This window comes from Criblamydia sequanensis CRIB-18, assembly GCF_000750955.1.
Lineage (GTDB): Bacteria > Chlamydiota > Chlamydiia > Chlamydiales > Criblamydiaceae > Criblamydia > Criblamydia sequanensis.
This window is the reverse complement of the sequence record NZ_CCEJ010000011.1, coordinates 17,324-38,409: the sequence shown is the minus strand read 5'-3', so window position 1 is coordinate 38,409 and position 21,086 is coordinate 17,324. Positions and strand designations below refer to the sequence as shown.

Sequence of the window (21,086 nt, the reverse complement as noted above, 5' to 3'; positions counted from 1 at the left end):
ACTATTTTTTCTTTTTAATATTGGACTTCTTTCGAAATTCTAGAGAAGCTCTCCGATCAATCCGGCAGGTGTATTTTCAATTAATTTAACACGAACAATCTCATTTGGTTTAAGTGTGTCCGATTGGATCAAAACATTTAGAAAGTTTTCGGTATGCCCCTCTATCTTTCCCTGACCTTCTCTTTTTTCTGTTAAGACTGTCATTTCTCTGCCTAAAAAAGATTCTCTCAGCTCAAAACTTAGCTTCTCGGATAAACGTAAGACTTCTTGTTTTCTTCGACTGATAATGGAAGGAGAGACTTTATTTGGCATGGATGACGCCTTAGTTCTTTCTCGATCACTATAGGGAAACATATGGACTTTTGCAAAACGGACCTCTCTCATCGCAGATAAAGTATCTAGATGGTCTATTTCTGTTTCACCCGGGAAACCGACGATAATGTCTGTTGTAAAAGTAAAGTCGGGACTCTCGCTTCTTAAAAAATCCACCGTCTTAAAAAAGATTTGCCTTGTATATTTTCGATTCATCCTCTTTAAAATAACATTAGAGCCGGATTGAAGAACGACGTGCATGGAATGGCAGGTCTTTTTTCCGTTTAAAATGGCGTCGGCTAAGTCTTCGTCCACTTCATCGGGATCAATTGAAGAAACTCGTATACGATGTATCCCTTCCATACTGTCAACTTTTCGAACAAGTTCTGCAAGCCGTACAGGTGGATTTTCCGAACCGCCGTCAAAGTCTCCAATATTAATTCCGGTTAAGACAATCTCTTTAAAGCCATTATCGATCAGGTCTTGAATTTCTTTTAGAATATCGTCTAAAGATCTTGAGCGAGACCTTCCTCTCACATAGGGAATAATGCAATAGCTGCAAAAGGAGTTACAGCCATCTTGGACTTTTACAAAAGCTCTTGTATTGGCATTAAATCTTTTAACGCTGAATTCAGGAAATTCTTTCTCAGGGTATACAAGAGATAAAAGGTTTTCCTTATCCTTATTTGAGACGACTTTATCGACTCCGGCAATTGAAGCGGCGTCTTCCGGATGATTCTCAGCAAAGCAACCCGTGACAATAATTTTACTGTTGGGGTTTTCTTTTTTTAGTTTTTTTATTTCATGCCGACTGGCCGAATCCGCCTGTTCTGTAACAGTACACGTATTAACAATACAAATATCGGCAGCTTCATTTTGACTTGCCAAACTAAAGCCTGAGGCTTCTAATTGATCTTGAAAAGCTTGCCCTTCATATTGATTGGTTCGGCAGCCCAGGGAAACAACGCGGTACTTCTGTCTTTCTTGGTGAGTCATAACATTTTTTTTAAGGTTTTAAGGTCAATTAGGATAGCTTAAAAAGAATATATATACAATGTGTTTCAAAAGTCGGAATTTTATAAAAAAGCCGGTAGTTGGAATTTAAATCTGGCTAAGCAGGTTGGAAGTTTATATCTAAAGCCAGGGGCACTTCGCCCTGACCTAAGGAGGTTTTGGCTATGGAGAGTTATAAGTGCCGGCTTTTTACTAAAATTCAGTTAATCATTTTTTACAGATAAAAATTTACAGACTCGATTTTAGAGTTTTTTTTATGCTAGAGGTCATTCAACGATCTCAACTTGTGTTCTTAGTCTTTACCTTGTTATTGATACCCATCAGAAATGTGATGAACAGTTGGTTAGATTTCTTTTTCTCCTTCGGAAGACTGTTTTTCTTTTTTGCAAGGACCTTCTTTATATAATAATTCTTTTTTTAAAAATCCCCGAAAATAATCTTGAATATTCGTGAGACAGCGAATTTGCTCCTCACTGTCTGAAAAACTAAATGAGTCACAAGATTTACCCATTTCACATTGAGCAAGACTCAACTCTTCTTCTTTGATTTGTACCAACATTTTTTTATTTTCATCTTCCAATTCTGAAATCTCTTGATAATATTCAGCACTTGTTTTTGAAAAATGTTCCGTCTCTATAATTAAAGTCAAACAATCACGTTCCCTAATCAATTTAAAAAACTTCTCTCTTGTTTCTTTATTGATTATTCCTTTTTGCATTTTTGGAACTTGTCCGGGCTGAATGAGACTTGCCGAATAGGATAATTTATGTTCTTTTATCATTTCCTCAAGTTGGTAAATGACCCCTGTAAGTTTAGATCGCTGCTCTTCTCTTAAGGCGCTAATCTTGGTTTCAAGAACTCTGATTTTATCTTCATTTTCCGTGATTTCTTTCTTTAGAGTTGCAATTCTCTTTCTGCATATCTCACTTGTGTCATCGTACCCCTTCAAAGAGAGGCTCAGGGACTCAAAGGCACTTTGGGTTGAGTTCATTTTATCTGTAAGAAATTGATCAAATCCTACCAATTTCTTTATAAGGAGTTCTCTTGATCTCTCAGCTTCTATTCTGATTTCAGGAATAGATTCTTCCACCACATCCCCAATATCCTCTAAAATTGTCAAATAGGCCTCACGAGCAGCAGTAAGTCTATTCAATTCAGGCTGAATCTCACTATTTTGAATATCAATTTCTTTCTTTTCAAACTCGCACAAATCGCTAATTAGTTTTTCTTCACAATTTGTTAATTGTTGTACCGCCGGATTAAGAAGATGATAAAAAGAACTTCTTAGTTTAGGTGAATTCGAACGAAAATATTTATTTAATACATATGTAATAATTCGATTTGATTCCCTAAGTGTTACCTTGGAAAGTCTATACCCTTTTTGAAAGTCACTTATTTCCTGACTAACAAGTCTAAAATGATGCTTTAAAATAAAGACTTCCCAGCGTTCGCAAATTTCCGTGTTAAACTTTTGCACTTCTTCATAAATACGGTTCATAAGAGTTTTGTGAGGAGTTAATTTATATTTCCCCCTAGAAGATTTAGCAAGAAGGATCATTTTACCTATTGAACCTGATGGATGTAATTCTTTTGAATAAAACATATTAACCTTTCCATCAAGGTTAAGCAGTTGTTCCTCTGTATGAGGCAAGTCTGAAAACAAATCATTCATTTTTTGCATCACATCACTGTCATCATCTAACTCAATCTCCCTCAAAAAACGTTGCGAAAGTAATTGTTCTTGTGATCTAAACAAAATAAATCGGGGAAGCAATTCTAAAAATATAAACCAAGCCTTTTTTACACGGGATTCATCTTTTGTATTATAGGATCTACGATATCTCTTAGGTTTTACGGATTTTGGGCTTGAATTAAGGATATTGGATACAGGTTCAGGCTCAACATGAGAAACATACGGTCCCCATTTGAAAATATCCAAAGAGCTATCTCTATCTATACTAAAAGAATTTGTTTCAAAATTCATAATTATACCTAATTGAATTACCCATTTTTTGCTTATTTATTATTAAGGAGATAGCAATGTAACCATCCATAATTCTATCGAATGTTTCTTAAGAAGGATGCTGGATGAATGTTTACATTTTTGGATCAAAGTCCGGTAAGTTATATTCCTTAGCACATGTTGCGGCGGGTTCTAGCCATAATTTCGGGGTCGAGTTCAAAGCCACAAACCCAACTAAATGGTTTTCGAGTTCTCTCGTTAAAAGGGAGATAATTCCCCAAAAGAAGGCCTGACAACACCCGGATTTTCAAAGCGCTTACCCTATCATCAAATTAAACCACTCATGACAATCATAATCTTTAAAGATTCCTTCTGTATTGCAAGCTATTTCCTGGAAAATCGACCAAACACAGATTGCCGGGTAGCTCAAGCATTTGAGCAAGGTGTAATAAAGAAGAAGGCTCACAGCCTGAGCCTCTAAGGGAAAACAACCAGTTTAAAGTCTTTACCCCTTGAGGATTTCTTACTCCCGAATAGTAGAAAGCGATGTTCATCAAATAATAGGAATTAGGATCAGTTGATTAAGAAAGACCAAAACAATTTGAACATAGCACAAATAGAAGATATCGCTTTACCCAACTTTCTTCTGTTTTAAGCCGTAAATTTTAGCAAATCCTTTATAATCCAACCATGAAAAATGAGGGACCTAACGATTGTGTATTATTCAAGTCTTATATATCCAGGGGGTTAATGAATGGCAGGTCATCAATAACTTCCTTTTAAATTTCAGGAAGTTTTCTATCATGATCTAAACAATTGTTGATAATTAAAACGCTTTTGCGAATTTCAAAAGAAGGCTCTCATGTAGGAGGATTTTCTCCGGTTCGGGACGACTCTACTTACTTGATCAGGCCATCGACAACAAGCTAAAATTTACGCTAATTATGAATTGCGAGAACCAAGTTATATGAGAGGTTTTCGTAAAAAGGTCTAATATAGGATTTCGACGAAAAAAATTAATGGACAAGCTGAGATCTGAGAGCTGCTTCTCTTTCCCGCTTCAACTTTTCTTCATCCATTTTTTTTCGTATCTTGTCAGCGCGAAGCGCTTCTTCCTTAGCTTTTTGGGTTGCATCCACTTCAGTTCTCATCTGTTTGACCACTCTTTCGGTCATTCGAAAAGCTAGATTCTCATGGATAGGCATGGAAGTGTCTTTCATAACTTCGCTTACTCTAAAGCCGATATACCAGTCCACTATCACCCATAGGCATTTGAAAACAATAAAGTTAAGAACCGGCATAATAAAACTTGAAATGCCGCTTAAGATGGACCCGAAGAAATTCTTTACGGCAAGACCCGGTTTTCCAAAGTATTTTTCTACCGAGCTCTCTAAAGATTTATTCCAACTGTTAAGGGTATTTTTTACAAAGTTTCTAGTTTGTTTTTTAGCTTCGCTGCTAATTAAGTTTCTCATCTTGTCTTTAACTTCTTGACTTAAGGCTTTTTCTTCTCTTTTAATCTCAGCTTCTGTTTTCGGAGGGTCGCTTGGAAGAGAAAACTCAACGCCCGCTAAAAGATGATTCACAAGGTCCGCAAGAGAATTGGAATTAGTTTGTTCAAGAATTTTGGCCCCTAAAGTTTCAGCCGACATTTTATTGATTTTTCCAACGCTGAATAAGAACTTGGTTGCAGAAACCGGAAACATGCCCACAAGATTATGAATTAGCTTACCTGCTTCTTCATTAAGGGCTCTTTGAGCCGGATTGAGGCTTTTTAAGGTAGCGACTTCTCTTTCTTCCTCTGCATCATTCTCATCAATCATATTTAAGGTTTCAGAAAGAGAGTCTATAACATTCCCCATCACCTTATGGATGTTGGAAGGTTTTAAGAGTTCGTCATAAAGACCCATTAACATCTCAGGCAGCATCTTCTCTTTAAAAGTCGTCCAAACTTCTTCTTTATCCAGCATCTCAGTCATCGGGAAATCATCCGGGACAGTCGTTTTTCCCCCGATGGCAAGAAGATCGGCCGCGAGCGGCTTAAAGAATTTTTCAAGTCGCTGTTGACGTTTTTCAGCCTCTGATTTAGTTGGATCCATGTCGAATGCCAGAGCTTGGTGCAAAAGGCCTGATTTATTAAACTCTTTAAGCAATTCTTGGTGATCGAGAGCATAAGAAGGTTTTCCGGCTGTTTGCAAGCTAGAAATCTTTTTAAAGTGTTCTGAAGACTCGCTCATAACCGATATAAACATATTCAAAAGGAACGGATTCAAGAGGGTATCCCCGGTCTTCACGTCTCTTACTTTATCCATATTCTCGGCTTCATTTAAATTGATAAGGCCTTGACCTAAAACATTTGTCACAAAACCTTTTGCATAAGCTGCAACGGCTTGGTAAGCCGGGTTCATCCCTTCCTCTTGCGAAACAGCCACAATATTTCTTTCTATAAGGGAGCCAAGTTTAGCTCTATCGTCCGGACTTAGGTAGGCAAAATATTTATTAGCATTGTTCATCACAAGCTTATTGATTTGTTTTGCATTTTGCTTAACGTAGAGAGGTATAAAAGCTTCAATAAAGTCTGTCAGTTTTTTTGTAACTGTTGGTACATTTGATGCAACAGTTTCTAAGACAGGCTCAACTTTAGAGCCGCTTCTAACCCAGCTTGTCATATCCATATAAAGCCGGCTTAAGAATTGAGGTAGAATTTGCTCGACTTGAGACTCAACAAGAGGCTCCCATTCCCTAGCAATGCCAAGGCTGCTCCAAATTTTTAAGGACCCGTCTGAATTTTTACCGGCCACTCCCAAAATTTCACGGGCTACCGGAATAAATAGTTTAGCAATTTCAACTTTTTTTTCTTCTTCTGCAAGATCGTCTCTTGCAAGAATCGCACGTATGTCTTTTTCAACAACCGGAATTTGCTCTCCAAGTCTAGAAGTGATTCGATGAATGACCTTGGCCGCTAAAAGATCAGGATCTTTTCCTTCCGCTTCAGCAGTTAGGACAAAGATTCGGAAAAGAGTGTTTTGAATTAAAGTTTGTGCGTACTGCAAGGACTTCTCGGAAGCCTCGACTCTTTCACCCACAACTTGATGAATCGCATCTACAAGCTCACCTTCCGCTTTATTTCCAAGACCTGCAGTTTTAGCTATGGTTTCAGCAATGGCTGCCTTATTTTTTTGAACGGTGCTTGCTGCAAGGTCTGTAATATCTTTTGCAAGAATCCCCAGAGATTTTTCAACCCCGTCGATACTATCTGAAAATAGAACATACTTATCAAGCGATTCCTCGCTTTCAGATGCGTTTAGCAAGGTTTCTAAAACCGATAATTGAGCCGGCCTGCTCTCTTGTACTTCCGCAGGCATTCTTTCTTGAGTTTCAATTGGAGCCCGAGCTAAGGGGGCGCTTTCCCTAATAATTTCCGAGTCGTCCACTTCTTTTTCTTTGGAAGGCGTTAATGAGGGATCTCCCAACTCTAAATCAACGTCGCTTTCTTTATGGCCTTCAAATGTACGGCTAATTTCTTCATCAAAGGAAACTTGGCTATCTTGAAATACCACTTCAGACGGTTCTGTTTGACCGAGCATCACCTTAAGCATTCTTTCTTTGTAGTCAGAAAGAGTAGATTGTGAACCGATAAACTTCTCATGCAAGCTAAAAACAATGTTATAAAGAAGCGGCTTTCCGAATAATCGGACTAGAGGGTCATTTTTTAAGTTGGTTTTTTCTAAAAGTTCTTCTACAAGAGGTTTAAAAAGCTCATGTTGCGCTTTTTCCCTTTCTTTCGGATCGCTTATTTGCTCAAATTCTTTAAGCTTATGCAAAAGAGTTTCGTTCTGGTTTACGAAAAATTCGGCAAAAATATCAAGAAGGGCATCCATTGCTTTGGCAGTTAGATTGCCTTTAAATTCTTTATTTTGAACTCCAAGCTGTGTTAAAGCGTGCAGGATAAGAGTTGTGCTCTGGGTTTCTAATCTATTAAACACCTCTTGAATGTTTGGATCAGATGAGTTTGCAGCACGGCTCATTGTTCTGACAAAAGCATTAATTGTGGTATCGGCAAGGTCCTTATTTGAAGAAAGATAGGGTCTTAAAAGAAGGTTTGCGACTTTCTCTTCCTGTAGCGATTCTTTTGCAAGCCCTATCCCTTTTTTACCAAGTAATGGTGCAAGCTCCTTTAAGGCTGCTCCGCCCGGCTGTCTTAAAGCCCTGATATCTTTATCAGACTCATGGTGGGTTCTATCAATCAAAGTAAAGAGGGCTTCAGAAAAAGCCGGCATCACCGACGCTTTTAAAGCGCTCCATAAAGTTCCACTATAAAGTTTGCCAACCCCTAAATCTTCTTTTCCGTTCGGGTAGCAAATTAACAGGATTTCTTCCGACATCGGCTCAAAAAGAGCCGCAAGTTTTGCGTTTTTCTCTTTTTCAAGCTCTTTTCTTTGCTCATCTGATGAAGCCGCACCCAAAAGCTCCTGATAAGATTGCTCAATCTCTAAATAGTCTTCACGGATAATATCAAAATGACGATTTGAGATTTCAAAGAGGAAACTTAAGACATCTATAAATTCAACTTTCCCATCACTTCCCCACCATCGCCTGTGGCTCTTCCGCTTTCTTGAATATTAGCGGCTACATTTCCAAAAAGTTTTAAATAAGCGGTGGTGATGAATTCACGAAGAAACTCTTTATTATTTTCAAGGAGAGGCAGTAAAAAAGCACAGTTCTCCTGGAGAGAGTTTTTTACAAGGTCCTCGGACGCAGGGACAAAACTTTCCGCGACTTTAACAAAATCGGGACCAAGGGTATTTTCAACTTTTTCCCTGCAAGGCTTTTGATCTTCTGATTTAAAGGCGGACCACATGACAGCTTGTTGAACGAAACTATTATTAAATAAAGTTCCAAGAAGACCGCCGGTCTCTTTTTTTGGTTGAACCTTTTTTGGTCCATTATCTGTGTTTAAAACGCCTCCGGCATGTGAAGATCCTGCTTGACCTTGGGTAGGTTTTGTCTCCGCAGGGGCAGCCCCTTTTCCCCATATGGCATTAAAAAACTGCATAAGTCCTCGAAAATAGTTCTTTATTAATAACTATTAGATTATCTATTCATCATTAATTATATATTAAGATAAGTATAATAATTAGAAAAAAAGCCATTAGAATAGGTTTAAAATTAATTTTATGTAAATTTTAAATGTCAGAAATGATTTTACATGGGTCTTTTTAGAAATACACGGAAGGATTTAAAATTATTTTTTTTGTGTTTATTTATTATTATATAGATTTTTATAAGGTCTTCTAATGGGAAGCTTTTTTAAAATCCTCAACTATTGCCTCTGTTGCCTTATAAAATAAAGACTCATGCACAGGCATATGCATTCCTAGAAGAATATCGCGAGCTTTTCCAAGAGCGTGTAAATAGAGCAAGCCCCAAAAAATCTTATAGAAGGGAAGAAAAATTAACTTGAGTATCGTGCCTATGATTTTAATAAAAACAAGGCAAAAAACAAGGTCTAAAATGCGTTTTATCTTTAAGCCCACATGTCCAAAGGCTTTTTTTATTGTTTGATCTAGATCCGCCTGGAATTTAGTCCAATTCTTGTCTATAAATCCAAAAATAGCAGTTTCCAATTGATTCATAAAAGTATCGGCCATAAGGCGTTGTAATTCCTTTTCTTTTTCAAACGAATTCTTTTGATTTTCAGCATCTTTCTGTTTTACAGCGTCCTCTGTTTTCGGAAAATTAAAAGAAGGAGGACAAGGCTCTAACTCCGTTTCTCCATTAGCAAGTGTTTTAACCCGATGCGTTTTAAAAGAGGCTTTCTCTCTCTCCCCTTCAAATTGTCCGGGATGCGCGAGAGCAAGTCCATCTCGAAAAGTTGTATTCACAGATTCTATAAGGGATATTTTTTTTAATAAAAGCTTTCTAATTGATCGGCCTACTTTCTCGGCAGTCAAATTTTTAATTTTATCACTTTTAAAAAGGGATTTTCCTAGAGTTTTAGGGATAAGTTCAATCAGCTGAAGCACAAAAGCGCCTGAAGCTCGATTCAACTCTTTTTGCTTTTCATCTTCGATTAAATTATCCTCTTCTTCTTTTTCGGCTTCTCGAATCACTAAAGAAAAAGATTTTTGTACTGAAGATAAAGCCCGAGCTGTAAAAGTATCTAAAGTCGCCGGCTTTAAAATAGAGTCTAATACCTCATAAAGGATCATGGGGAAAAGGTCTTCTTCCACAAATTTAAAGATGGGGCCTTGCAGCAAGGGGTGTACGGAAAGACTTTCTTTTGTTGAATTGCAAAGGGCAAATAAGTTCTTAGTTAGCGGTCGATAGAATTTATCTAATTTAATCTTGTCAATCTCTTGGGAGGAAGCTTTTGGATCAAGGGAAAGAGCCGGGTGCACTTTCACATTAAAACCTAAAAGCATTTCAGTTTGAGTGACATCAAAGGCTGCTTTTTTATTTAATCTTTTTGTCACTTTATTGATGTGGCGAAAGTGATCTGCCGCTAAATCTAAAACTCTAATAACCACAGGTAAAATAAAATCGGAGTTATTTTGTATTTCCCTATCGATAAGTTTGAATCTATGACTGAAGTTAATAAAGTTAGGCAAGCCCTCATAAAGGACATACCTTACAAAGAAAGAATATCCGGCTTTTATACTATTGCTTTTCTCTGCAGTAAGCGTTATGGCTTCATTAAGCTGACCAAGCCTTGAAAAATTTTTACTTAGAAAAGCTAAAAGGTCAGATTTGTTATCGGAAACAATTTTTGAGGCCGGCTCGAAATCAGGTATGGGTTTTAAATTTTTTAATAGCACCTCCATAAAAAATTCGGATATTTTTTCGCTCCTGCTCCTAAAAAGGTGAGGAAGAAATTCCAATAAAAAACTTTCTAAAAGATGAAAAGCTTCGGATGGGTAATTTGTTCCATAGATGGATTTTAACTCTGTGTCAAAATCCTCTATATAGCGAAGCCTTTTTGAGGAGTGCCATAAGAGCTCTTCTAAAACCTGCGGAAGAACTTTTGTTTCGACAATTTCCCTAAGAAAAGCCCCCATGTTATTTGATAGTGTGTTTTCGCAAGTTTCAGGCTCTTTTAATACCCAGGATGCAAAGTCTTTCGATAAATTTATGAAAGCAGCTTTCTTTTCTTCCGCATTATCCTCATCGAAAAGATCCTTTAGAGACCTTATTCTTTTTTCGAAAAGTTTTATCAGATAGAAAAAAATATTCACTAAAAAAAATTCTTTAGAAGATTCTCCTTCATCCAATAAGTCAGGAGTTTTCTCTATTAAAACCGCTAAGCCGCGCAAAAAAAATAATCTCGTTTGTTTTTCTAAAAGAGCTCTTAAGCTAATAAGAGACGGGTCATTTGAGTTTGCTAAAAGCTTTAGAAACTCTTGAAAAGATTTTTTTTCATTTGTTGAAAGGAAGGCCTCATTGCTTTTTGATAATAAAGCGATTAAGTCCCCGTTAAAGAGGTTTGAAACCGCATTTTTACTTAAATATTCCAAAAATTTATTTACTTCATTAACAATTTTTGCTGTGCCTGTCAGTTCAAAAAGACGCGATCGATCTTTCAAATCCTCTCTTTTTACTTCACTGATTTCTTCAAGAAATTCCTTAAATAAGTTACTGGAACCTTCCTTTGCCAAATCTAAAAAAATTTCTTTGTTGTATAAGGCCAGGCAAAGTTGATTTTTGACCTGCTCTTCCGATTCAAAAAACCGAGATTGCTCTTCAGCAAATTTACAAAATGAATGAGAAATTCCTTTTAATAAATCAAAAATCTCATCCATGACTTTGGGGTGGCTCGAAAAGGAATAGAAAGGCTCCAGAATCGATTGGATTTTTTTATTCAAAAATTCTTCGGATGTTAGAAAGTCAAAGGAAAACTCTCCCCGCTTAACAAAGGAGTCTAAAAAGAATTTATAGAGACTGCCTTCTTTCTTAATTTTTTTTTGATCAATTTTTGCAAGCGACAGCTTTATTATTAGCGCAGTTATCTGTTTCTTAATAGCACTTAAAACAAATTGGAAAGCTTTAGGGTCGACTTGGTGAATTCGCATCACCCGGGTTTTAACCCAATCGTGTATTAAAGAGGTTGAAAGGTTAGGTAAAATGAACTTAATACCAAGATCAATCACTTGTGCAAAAATAGGGCTAGCCGCAAAATTAATTTGCGTAAAAAAAGCATCAACTGTCCCTTGTACTGCTTTTAAAAGCAGCTCGCCGCCCGGCAGTTTTAAATATTCTTTTTCCTTCTTATCTAAAGGAAGCCCGCCAAAGAAAAATTGATCTAAAAATAAAATCAATTGAGGAAAGCCGGTTTCTTTTACGAAGGTCCAAAAATAAGGCGCCAAGAGCAATTTAAGAGCGACTCCTTTCTCAGGACATAGCTCAAAATGATCTTCCGGTGCAAGCATTCTTAAAACTTCTTCCGAGACAGGTCTTATTATTTCAAGTTTTGTTCTTCTAGCCTCTTCACATACCTCTCCGTCAAGGGCTCTAAGCTCGCTTTGTAAGGGTTTTAGCTTTTGTTTAAGAAATCGAAAAAAAAAGGCTAAAGTTCCTAGAAAAACATCCTCTTCTTTATTTCTTACATCTTCGTTTTTATAAAATTGGATGAGATTGCCGGATAATCTTAGAAAAATAAAAATGGCATAATTTTCCAGGGAAGTGCGTTGGCTGTTTACAAAATGATTAAGGATAGACTTATCGGCATGGCTTTTTTGCAAATAATTAAGTAAAGCTTTCACAAGGTGCGGTGAAACATATTGGAATACGAGGTGTAAAAACTTTGATAAATGCCATGAAGGCGGAGAAAGTTTAATGATCCTGTTAAGCTCTAGGTCAATCTCTTTTTCAAAATTTGAGGTGATCAAGCTTGCTTTTATCAGTGACAAACCGCTTGATGTGCCAAAAAGAAGGGCTCTTTTAGCAAGAGTATAAATGGGACTTGCATTTTCATTTTTTGGATCCTCTAATGAGTGTGCGGATGTTTCCCGGATCCCGATGGAATTTAGTGATGCCATTTAAAAAATTGCCTTTGATTTAAGATAGCTTCTTTTCTAGCATCTTTAGAAAGAAGAGGTCAATTAAAACGAAAATTTATCTAGGGTTCTTTTAAAAAGAAGTCTAACTCCTCTCATATTGCTTTAGTTTTCCTGCAAGGCGATGAGGCAAATTCACCTCCATTAGAATGTCATTTTCATCATATTCCTGAGATAAAACAGTCCCCTCTCGAATAACTTCGCTAACAAGATGGTATTGATTTTGAGGGATTCTAAGCCGCATCTTTTGTCTTAAGGACTTAATCTCCTGTTTAATGGCTTCTTTTAATTCTTCAAACCCAATCTGTTTGAGAGCTGAAATCCTAACTGTTTTAGGGTATTGAAGACGAAGTTTAGAGATTTGCCCGGATTCTGAAGCTAAATCAATCTTATTTAGAACTGTAATAATGGGTTTATCTTTAGCCCCGAGTTCTTTTAAAACATCTGTAGCCACTTCTGCATGTTCTAAGGACATCTTATGATTCGAATCAATTAGATGAATCAAGATATCTGCTCTTAGTGCCTCTTCAAGAGTGCTTTTAAAGGCTGCCACCAAATGGTGAGGCAATTTTCTGATAAAACCTACCGTATCGATCAATAAGATTTCCTGGTTATTATCCAAGGTAAATTTTCTTGTTGTCGTATCAAGTGTGGCAAAAAGCTTATCTTCAACAAAAACTGATGCGCCTGTCAAAGCATTTAATAAAGTCGACTTGCCGGCATTTGTATACCCAATGATGGCAAACACCGGAATTCCCGTTTTTTCCCTTTGAGCCCGTTGAACATTTCTAGTTTTTCGAACCTCTGCAATTTCATTTTCAAGCTGAGCAATTTTACGCTTAAGAATACGCCTATCGATTTCAATTTGCTTCTCGCCTTCGCCCTTAAGGTAGCCTCCTCCCCCTCCCTTGCCGCCGCCTGCAGTACCCGCTTGTCTTGAAAGGTGCGTCCACATCCTTTTAAGACGAGGAGCCTGATATTTAAGTTCAGCCAATTCAACTTGAAGTCTTGCTTCTTTAGTTTCCGCTCTATCCGCAAAAACACCAATAATAATTTCGGTCCTATCGATGACAGGTTTTTCTAATAGCTTCTCCAAGTTTCTTTGCTGGCCAGGAGTTATCTCATCATCAAAGACTATAACATCTGCCTGAAGCGCATGAGCTTTTTCCTTTATCTCCTCAAGCTTCCCCTTACTTAAAAAGGTGGCCGAAGAGATATTTCTTAAGTGGCAAGCCATCTGATCAAGCGGGTATAAACCAAAAGTTTCACAAAGCAAATGAAGTTCTTTCAGGTGCTCTAAACATAGTTCCTTCTCTTTATAATCTTGATAGCTTGAAACAAGAAGAGCATTCTTTTTTTTGAACTGGGACTCGTCTTTTAAAAAAGTATTTGTCATATGTGTTATAGGGGTTTTCCTTAAAGAACTATGTTAATGAGACGCTTATATGGTAAGGGATGCGGCTATTTGAAAGCAAACAGCCTTTGATTGCTTAAAGAATTGATTAACAAGTTTTTTCCTCGCTTATCCTAAGGATTAGGCGGACTTGGCCGGAATCTTTACAATCCGTATGCCGCAATCTTCAATCTCTTGATAAAGATAGATAAACGATGCTGCCCCTATGGACATTGGATAAAGAGAGGCTGCCGCCAAAGAGTTGAACTTAAAGAAAAGTAGTAAGCAAATCGGTACCGTGCTTCCACCGAATAAGGACATAGCTATGGCAGATCCTATGAAAAGACCTCTGCAGCGCTCTTTTGGTTCAAACTGATTCATCATAAAGCTATGAATGGGCCCTATAATAAGAGAGGCAAAAGACGTTAGAATAATCTGTCTAACCCATAAATCCATTTTAAAAAGGCAAAGAGGGGTCACTGTTAGGGAAAACAAAAGAATTCCGGACATTAAGACCCGCTTTAAACCGAATCTATCAGCTAGAAATCCTGCAAAGAGAATGCTAAAACCATAAAAAATCAGAGGTTTAAAAGAATCGCTTGTTTCACTTCCATTTTGATGTAAAGGGAGAAAGATAAAAATAAAATTATAAGAAATAATAAATAGAGCTGAAACGATAACAACTTTTAAAAGGCTTTTGCTTCTTTTTTTTATGAATTCAAAGACTTTTGTTTCTTTTCCCGCCAATAAGGGTAAGGATTTAAAAGCCGGAGTTTCTTGACAATAGTTTTTTAGAAGATAGCTTACCATCCCCCCTAAAGCTCCAATAATGAAGCAGCTTTTCATCCAAAGTTCATTGCCTTTCAATAATGGAAAGTACGCAAGGCCGTTGGCAAGCGCTAGTCCAAAACTTGCAAAAAGACAGCTTAAGGCACTTAAAATCCCGCTTTTTTCTTTGTCTGCATGCTCAATCGAAAACACAATCGAGCCATAGTATTCCCCGCCTGAAAAAAAATGTTGCGCGCAAATAAGGATAAGAAGGAAGAAAGCACCATAGGTGCCTTCGGGAATAAAAGCAATGAGCCCTGTTGAAATTGCAAGTCCAAGGGTGGAATAGACGCAAGTTTTTTGTCTTCCCTTCGCGTCGCCCATAGTTCCATAATAAAAAGCGCCCAGGGGATAAAACAAAGAGGAGCCTAAAAAAACAAAACTATAAGAAAAGAAAAGGGACGTAAAACTATTTTCATTTTGAAAAAAGAAAAGAGCCAGCATCGGGGCTAGGAAACTAAAAATAGCAGTGTTATAAGCTTCCGATAAGCTTGTGAGCCAACCTATAAAAACTTCTTTTGGCAGAGAAGCCTTCTTCTTGATCTCGGGAATTAGAATATTTTCAGACATTTCTACCGCCTGAAAATATAAAATTATTTCTCTCTTTACAGCATTTGGAAATGGCTTTTAAAAGCCGATAAAAGGATGCTTTTGGGAACATCTTCACTCTCCCTCCGCCGGTATTATCCGGATCAGGTTGTTAGGGACTCTCTCAGCTAAAAACATTTCCCATTCGTGAGAAAAGCTTCAGCACCCCTGGTGATTAAACTTGATTTTCTGAAATAAGTTTAAATCAAGTCAGCGATTTAAATCAATAAAGGCAGCGGTTCAGAAATTAAAAGAAAGGCCATCGTAGCCTAAATGTACGTTATCCGGCAAATAGGCGGAGGTCTTTTCAAAATCAAGTTCGTGGGAAAGATGGGTGAGAAAAGTTTTTGAAGCTCCGATTTTTTTGGAAAAATCGATAGCCTCATCCACAGAAAAATGCAAATTGGAGTGGGTAAACCGAAGAGCAGATACAATTAAAATCTTTGTCCCCTTTAAAAAATCAAAAATATCCTCATCATAGATTTTAATATCAGAAATATAGGAAAGATCTCCGAAACGATAGCCTGTTACAGATGTGCCCGATTGTTCATATCCGACATAGATAACCTCAACTCCTTCAAAATTTATCTTTCCTGATTTTTTTGGAAGCTCATGAATATCTAAAATGGAAAGGCTCCTTTTTTCCCTTTCACTTTCTAAAAAAAGATAATCAAAACGTCTTCTAATGTCAGAGGCAGTTTCAGGTGACATCAAGCAAGGCAAAGATTTTTTATTTGTAAATGTAAATACGCGAAGCTCATCAATGCTTGCGGTATGATCATGATGGATATGGGTTATAAGACAACCATCAATTGAGTTGATGCCATGTATTAACGCTTGCTGTCTAAAATCTGGGCCGCAATCTATTAAAAATTTTTTGTTTCGAGTGGTTATAAGAGCCGACGACCTTAACCGTTTATTTTTTTTATCATGAGATAAACATATGGGGCAGCTGCATCCGACAACAGGCACCCCAAGCGAGCCTCCTGTCCCCAAAAATAAAAAAGTGGATTCCATCTATTGAGACCCGCTTTGAATAAATAGGGACTTTGCTTCTTGAAGAACGCCGGGGTGATAAAAATAAGCCCATGGCTCTTGCTTGTTATCTTGAAAAAGCTGAACCCTGTAATGATCCCCGAACTTACCGATTTCAATATGCTGGAGCACCTTTTCGTGGTTTGAGAAGGGGTCATTCACTTTGATATCAATACTGGCCGATAGCCCATTTTGAAAAGGGATTTCTCTTGTTTCCTTATTAGTTTCACTTAAGTCATGGTTTAATGAATCGTAAAACTTATGATAATCCTCAAGTTTGACAGGAAGGGTCACATCTTTTTGGGAATTATTTTCCTTATAGGTGAAGCTGATTCCGCTAAAGGAAAAAGTGGCTGTTTGTTTTGAATCAATAGGAAGATTCAATTTTAAAGAGGCGGCCGTTTTGGGTGAAATCAGGGTATCCTTAGCTCGATATTTTTCTAAAGGGCTATAGTAAATAACAAAGAAAAGAGAGATTAAAAGTCCAAAGACAACAGCGGAGAAAAGAACCATCAGAAAGTTGCGTATATTTTTTCTGACATTTGGGGAAATATTGGGATCCATTTCTTCAAACTCTTGATAATGATTGATTAATTACGATATCCTATTCACTTAACTAAAATATAAGTTTAATTGGAAAAACAAGTTTTATCAAAAGCACGACTTATTTTCATGCAGAATAAAAAAAAAAGAATAGCCATTCTAGGAGCCGGTATTGCAGGGCTTGCTCTCGGCTATCATCTAAGTTCCCTTTTGCCCTCTCTTGAATTGACTTTTTTTGATCCGGAAGGAATTGGAGGCGGAGCATCAAAAGTGGCAGCGGGTCTTTTGCATCCCCTTGGAGGCGCAAGAGCCTCTTTAAGCCCGAAGGGATTGGAAGGATTTTACTCCTCAAAAAAACTTATCGAAACTGTGGATCAAAAGCTTATTGACAGTTGTATTTTGCATAAGGGAATTTTGCGTGTAGCGACAAAAGAAGAGCAAGTAGACCCCTTTAAAAAGTCTTATGAAAAAAATAAATCTCATCTCGCTTTAAAATGGCTAAGCCCTGAAGAAACCATTGAAACGGTAAAAGGCGCACCCTACGCCCCTTCCCTTTACATAGAAGAGGCTCTTGCCATTGATGTGCCAAGCTATTTGGACGGTCTTGCAAATCTATTAAGGGCTGGAAATGCTATTTTTCTTAAAGAAAAAGGTGAGGATATTAGTCGGCTAACCGGCTTTGACGCCATTGTGATAGCCTCAGGAAGCTATAGCCCGAGCTTTCAAGAGCTTAGCTCCCTTCCTTTGAGATTTGTAAAAGGACAAGGACTAATTTTTGATTGGCCGAGCGAGTGGACCCCTTTGGCAAAAGCTCTGAATTCAAAGTGCTATATCGTTATGCAAAAGGGGCGGAAAACCTGTTATGCAGGGGCGACTTTTGAGAGAAACAATAAGGATAATACAGCCGATCTAGAATTCGCCTATACTCATTTGATGCCCCTTATTAAAGAGCTTTATCCGCCTCTTGCCGGGAAAACACCTGTAAAAGTTGAAAGCGGCATAAGGCTTACTGCTCCAAACCACTTTCCAATTGCTAAACAGATTTCAAGTAAGGTTTATGCTTTTGTTGCCCTTGGCTCCAAAGGGCTTCTCTACCACTCGTTTTTAGGAGAAATGTTAGCCAAGCTTATCTTAGAGGATTTAAGCTGTAAACGAACCTATTAGACTTCTTTTGAAAGAAGTCTATTTTTTAGACTTCTCTTAAAAGAAGTCTATTTTTGAGGGTTAGGCTCCGATTTCAATCGATTTTTCATCATGACATGCGCTTCTGCAGAAAAATTAAAGAAAAAAGTCACGGCAGGAGCTAATAACGCAGCAAAGGGAATCATCATGAAAAACCATTGCAAAGCTGCGAAAGCAGGGTATTGAGGCGGGTTAAAAGCGAGTTTTCCACTCATTTCAGCGGCTAGCATCAAGAAAAATAGCATTAAGGCAAAGGGAAGAAACCCGACAATCGCTAAAAAGATGTTCGTAAAAGCATCATCTTTAAAACGAGCCGTCAGAGTCTGGGAGAGTTTAAGAGCATTTAAGCCTCTTAAGGCAATAGAAGGAGCCACAAAAAAAAGAAGCGCTCCGCTTAAGATACAAAGAACCAAGGATAAAAAGTTTATAAGAAAAGGACCAAACGCCAATATGGCATAGAAAAATGGCCCGAGGAGCGGGATTTCGCTTAGGAGCACAAAAATGCCAAGAATCATCCATAAGATTAAGTATAGCAAGACAATAGGTATGGAGAAATAGCTTGAACCTAAAATGACATCCCAGGATTTCGAAAATAAAGCCTTAATCCCGATGGGTTTGCCTTTAATTTCATCATGATACATACGAATTAAAAAAACCCCTAAAGAAAGCAGGAGACCCGCCCCCAGGAATATGGGGAGGAAAGTCAAGCTTAGGCTTAACCATCTACCGGCACCGATCGAGAGGCTCCTAAAAAAAACAAAGAGAAGTCCGGCTAGGGAAAGAACCCCGAAGACCACGGCATTTTTTCGAAGGTTAAAAGAGTACTTCAAAGCTCGGTTAAAAATTAGGCGTAATTCATCAAAAGTCATAAGTAGTTCTTTTGTTGTCTTTATCTTTAGAAAAGATTAGTTGCTTTCACGAGATTTGTAAAGATATTTTGGTCTATAAATAGGGGTTCCCTTTTTATCCCTAGCTTCAAGCCTTTCATAAACAATTTGTCTTGCAATGCCAACACATCTTGAAATCCCGAATAGAATAGTAAAGTATTCAGGATAAGGAAAACCGCTAACCGAAAGAATCGTTCCTGATATGGCATCCACATTTGGAAAAGGGTCTGAAATCTTAGGGTTTTCCGAAAGTACTTTTGTGCCTTCGGTTTTCAATTTTAAAGCAATTTTTACAAGAGGCTTGTCGGCATATTTTTTCTTTGCCAGCTCATATAAAATGGTGGCTCTTGGGTCTTCAACTCTTAAGACGGCATGCCCAAAACCAAAAATAAGTTCATTATCAGCCAATCGTTTTCTGATTAAATTTTCAATTTGGCTGTTTGTTGCATTCTCGCCGACTTCATTTAATACTTTTTCTGTAAACTCAAGACAATCTTGATTGGCCCTTCCATGTCTTGGCCCGGCTAGCGCACACATAGAAGCTGCAAGCGAGCCATACATATCTTCAAGCCCTGATGCTACTCCTTTGCCGATAAAAGTAGAAAGGTTCCCTCCTCCATGGTCATAGTGAAGGATGTTAAAAAGAGTCAGGGCCTCTTTTAAATCAGGGCTTCCGGAAGACGGTCCCCCCAGCATATTGGCAAAATTTTCCATATAGCCAAGGTTTGGATCAAAGGGTTTTCCCTTAAAACCACCATGATAATTAATGACTTCTGCTCCAAGAAGAGGAATTTTGGCTATCACATTCAAACAATCTTCATGATAGTCATTTTTGCCTTCGATCATCCCAAGCACAAGAAGGCTTGCTGAAAATAGCTTCATGGGATGGCCATCTTTAGGAAGCTGTCTAATATGCTGAATGGTCTTCTCGCTTAGGGGCGCCCTTTTTTTCAAATCTTCTTTAAAAGCTTTAATTTCCTGATCCGTCCCTTCATAGCCATAATAAAGAAGAAAAATGACTTTTTCAGGCTCCCAATGAACAAGATCGGGCACTTTTCTGCCGACGTAAAAAAGCCCCTTATTCGGATCCACAGAAGATGAGGTGCAATACCCAACAGGATAACCTCTTAGGCCTGAGTCTAAGTTTTCCCTTTTAATTGTAAAAAGAACTTCTTCGGATAGTTGAGGTTGTTCTGCCATATTCGTTTCTCTCTCGCAAGCTCTTTTGTTAGATGGTTTTTGCAAATGCAAGTTCTCGCTCTTCTATAAGCTCTTTTTCAGATAATTTAATTTTTTCTTCAAGAAAAGGATTCATTTTCATTTTAGAGACGATTTTAATGTTTCCGCCGCCAAGGGATCGGCAAGGGAAAGAAAAAACTAAATTTTCATCAATTCCATACTCATTGCCTTCACTAAAAATGCAAAGTGAAAAGCTATCTCCCGGATGAGAGGGATATATGATGGATTGAATCGTTCTGATAATCGAATTTGCGGCCGAGGCTGCAGAGGACTTTCCTCGAGCTTTAATAATTTCAGCTCCCCTCTTTTGCACTTTTGGGATGAAAACATCTTTTAACCACGCCTCATCGCCAATTACTTCGGCTGCGCTTTTACTATGAATTTTAGCATTATAAAAATCGGGGACTTGGGTTGAGGAATGGTTGCCCCAAATCGTCATATTCTTAACTTCACTGACGCCAACATTCGCTTTACTTGCAAGAAACCCTTCAGCTCTTGATTGATCAAGGGCGGTCATTGCAAAAATATGTTCTTTTTTTAGATTCCTCGCATTGTCGAGAGTGATAAGGGCATTCGTATTGCAAGGGTTTCCAACTACAAGAACCTTAGCGTCTTTTAAAGCTGACTCTGATAACGCTTTACCCTGTTCAACAAAAATTTTACCATTTTCCAAAAGAAGGTCTTTTCTCTCCATTCCTGGTCCTCTTGGTTTTGCCCCAATCAGAATGGCCCATTCCACCTCTTCAAAAATCGTATAAGGGTCGCTCCCTATTGTAATTTCTTTGAGCAAAGGAAAGGCTGAGTCCTCAAGTTCCATCTTAACTCCTTCAAGTTGAGTTAAAACTTCCGGAACTTCGAGAATTTGCAAAGCAATAGGCTGATCTTTACCAAAGAGCTCCCCTGAGGCAATTCGAAAAAGAAGGCTATAGGCAATTTGACCGGCGCCCCCGGTTACCGCAACCCTCATCAGCTTTTTTTCCATGCTGTTTACCCCTTTAAATTATTTCTTTGCTTTTTTTAAAATTTGCCAATTTTACTGTTTACTTTCT

At 37.9% G+C, this 21,086-nt stretch carries 13 protein-coding genes and 1 riboswitch; of the genes, 1 reads left to right on the top strand and 12 read right to left on the bottom strand.

Annotation, left to right across the window (positions count from 1 at the left end; all coding sequences use genetic code 11):
• Nucleotides 1–39 precede the first annotated feature (39 nt).
• The 9 genes from mtaB to CSEC_RS10865 all read right to left on the bottom strand — a co-directional run bounded on the left by mtaB (nucleotide 40) and on the right by CSEC_RS10865 (nucleotide 16,750).
• On the bottom strand, nucleotides 40–1,308 hold the full coding sequence (gene mtaB / locus CSEC_RS10905; protein ID WP_041018519.1) for a tRNA (N(6)-L-threonylcarbamoyladenosine(37)-C(2))-methylthiotransferase MtaB: 1,269 nt from the start codon (nucleotides 1,306–1,308) through the stop codon (nucleotides 40–42).
• Between the two features lie 361 nt (nucleotides 1,309–1,669).
• A complete protein-coding gene (locus CSEC_RS10900) occupies nucleotides 1,670–3,310 on the bottom strand; it encodes a coiled-coil domain-containing protein (protein WP_041018518.1) in 1,641 nt (546 codons plus the stop codon).
• Between the two features lie 995 nt (nucleotides 3,311–4,305).
• Nucleotides 4,306–7,755, bottom strand: coding sequence for a hypothetical protein (locus CSEC_RS10895; RefSeq protein WP_041018517.1), 3,450 nt, complete (start codon nucleotides 7,753–7,755; stop codon nucleotides 4,306–4,308).
• Between the two features lie 92 nt (nucleotides 7,756–7,847).
• Nucleotides 7,848–8,345 carry a hypothetical protein gene (locus CSEC_RS10890; RefSeq protein ID WP_041018516.1) on the bottom strand — a complete coding sequence of 166 codons (498 nt, stop codon included), beginning with the start codon at nucleotides 8,343–8,345 and terminating at the stop codon, nucleotides 7,848–7,850.
• A 238-nt stretch (nucleotides 8,346–8,583) separates the two neighbouring features.
• On the bottom strand, nucleotides 8,584–12,324 hold the full coding sequence (locus CSEC_RS10885) for a hypothetical protein (protein WP_041018515.1): 3,741 nt from the start codon (nucleotides 12,322–12,324) through the stop codon (nucleotides 8,584–8,586).
• 103 nt (nucleotides 12,325–12,427) lie between these two features.
• Nucleotides 12,428–13,738, bottom strand: coding sequence for a GTPase HflX (hflX, locus tag CSEC_RS10880; protein ID WP_041018514.1), 1,311 nt, complete (start codon nucleotides 13,736–13,738; stop codon nucleotides 12,428–12,430).
• A 138-nt stretch (nucleotides 13,739–13,876) separates the two neighbouring features.
• Nucleotides 13,877–15,133, bottom strand: a complete 1,257-nt coding sequence (locus tag CSEC_RS10875) for an MFS transporter (protein ID WP_041018513.1) — start codon at nucleotides 15,131–15,133, stop codon at nucleotides 13,877–13,879.
• An 81-nt stretch (nucleotides 15,134–15,214) separates the two neighbouring features.
• Nucleotides 15,215–15,331, bottom strand: a riboswitch (TPP riboswitch).
• A 60-nt stretch (nucleotides 15,332–15,391) separates the two neighbouring features.
• Complete coding sequence (locus CSEC_RS10870) at nucleotides 15,392–16,168, bottom strand: MBL fold metallo-hydrolase (RefSeq protein ID WP_041018512.1); 777 nt, start codon at nucleotides 16,166–16,168, stop codon at nucleotides 15,392–15,394.
• Complete coding sequence (locus CSEC_RS10865; RefSeq protein ID WP_041018511.1) at nucleotides 16,169–16,750, bottom strand: hypothetical protein; 582 nt, start codon at nucleotides 16,748–16,750, stop codon at nucleotides 16,169–16,171.
• A 108-nt stretch (nucleotides 16,751–16,858) separates the two neighbouring features.
• On the opposite strand from CSEC_RS10865, the gene CSEC_RS10860 reads away from it, so the two are divergent.
• Nucleotides 16,859–17,893 (top strand): NAD(P)/FAD-dependent oxidoreductase, encoded by a 1,035-nt coding sequence (locus CSEC_RS10860; RefSeq protein WP_041018510.1) that lies wholly within the window; start codon nucleotides 16,859–16,861, stop codon nucleotides 17,891–17,893.
• Nucleotides 17,894–17,940: 47 nt separating this feature from the next.
• Here CSEC_RS10860 and CSEC_RS10855 read toward each other — a convergent pair whose 3' ends face one another.
• From CSEC_RS10855 to CSEC_RS10845, 3 genes are read right to left on the bottom strand one after another with little or no spacing between them, the layout of a single operon-like run.
• On the bottom strand, nucleotides 17,941–18,780 hold the full coding sequence (locus CSEC_RS10855; protein WP_041018509.1) for a hypothetical protein: 840 nt from the start codon (nucleotides 18,778–18,780) through the stop codon (nucleotides 17,941–17,943).
• Nucleotides 18,781–18,816: 36 nt separating this feature from the next.
• Complete coding sequence (locus CSEC_RS10850; protein WP_041018560.1) at nucleotides 18,817–19,998, bottom strand: citrate (Si)-synthase; 1,182 nt, start codon at nucleotides 19,996–19,998, stop codon at nucleotides 18,817–18,819.
• Nucleotides 19,999–20,026: 28 nt separating this feature from the next.
• On the bottom strand, nucleotides 20,027–21,019 hold the full coding sequence (locus tag CSEC_RS10845; protein ID WP_041018508.1) for a malate dehydrogenase: 993 nt from the start codon (nucleotides 21,017–21,019) through the stop codon (nucleotides 20,027–20,029).
• Between the last annotated feature and the right edge of the window lie 67 nt (nucleotides 21,020–21,086).

Bases quoted from the DNA above. Each gene is read 5' to 3' on its own strand.
- mtaB (WP_041018519.1), bottom strand. From the start codon at position 1,308: ATGACTCACCAAGAAAGACAGAAGTACCGCGTTGTTTCCCTGGGCTGC.
- CSEC_RS10900 (WP_041018518.1), bottom strand. From the start codon at position 3,310: ATGAATTTTGAAACAAATTCTTTTAGTATAGATAGAGATAGCTCTTTG.
- CSEC_RS10890 (WP_041018516.1), bottom strand. From the start codon at position 8,345: ATGCAGTTTTTTAATGCCATATGGGGAAAAGGGGCTGCCCCTGCGGAG.
- CSEC_RS10885 (WP_041018515.1), bottom strand. From the start codon at position 12,324: ATGGCATCACTAAATTCCATCGGGATCCGGGAAACATCCGCACACTCA.
- hflX (WP_041018514.1), bottom strand. From the start codon at position 13,738: ATGACAAATACTTTTTTAAAAGACGAGTCCCAGTTCAAAAAAAAGAAT.
- CSEC_RS10875 (WP_041018513.1), bottom strand. From the start codon at position 15,133: ATGTCTGAAAATATTCTAATTCCCGAGATCAAGAAGAAGGCTTCTCTG.
- CSEC_RS10870 (WP_041018512.1), bottom strand. From the start codon at position 16,168: ATGGAATCCACTTTTTTATTTTTGGGGACAGGAGGCTCGCTTGGGGTG.
- CSEC_RS10865 (WP_041018511.1), bottom strand. From the start codon at position 16,750: ATGGATCCCAATATTTCCCCAAATGTCAGAAAAAATATACGCAACTTT.
- CSEC_RS10860 (WP_041018510.1), top strand. From the start codon at position 16,859: ATGCAGAATAAAAAAAAAAGAATAGCCATTCTAGGAGCCGGTATTGCA.
- CSEC_RS10855 (WP_041018509.1), bottom strand. From the start codon at position 18,780: ATGACTTTTGATGAATTACGCCTAATTTTTAACCGAGCTTTGAAGTAC.
- CSEC_RS10850 (WP_041018560.1), bottom strand. From the start codon at position 19,998: ATGGCAGAACAACCTCAACTATCCGAAGAAGTTCTTTTTACAATTAAA.
- CSEC_RS10845 (WP_041018508.1), bottom strand. From the start codon at position 21,019: ATGGAAAAAAAGCTGATGAGGGTTGCGGTAACCGGGGGCGCCGGTCAA.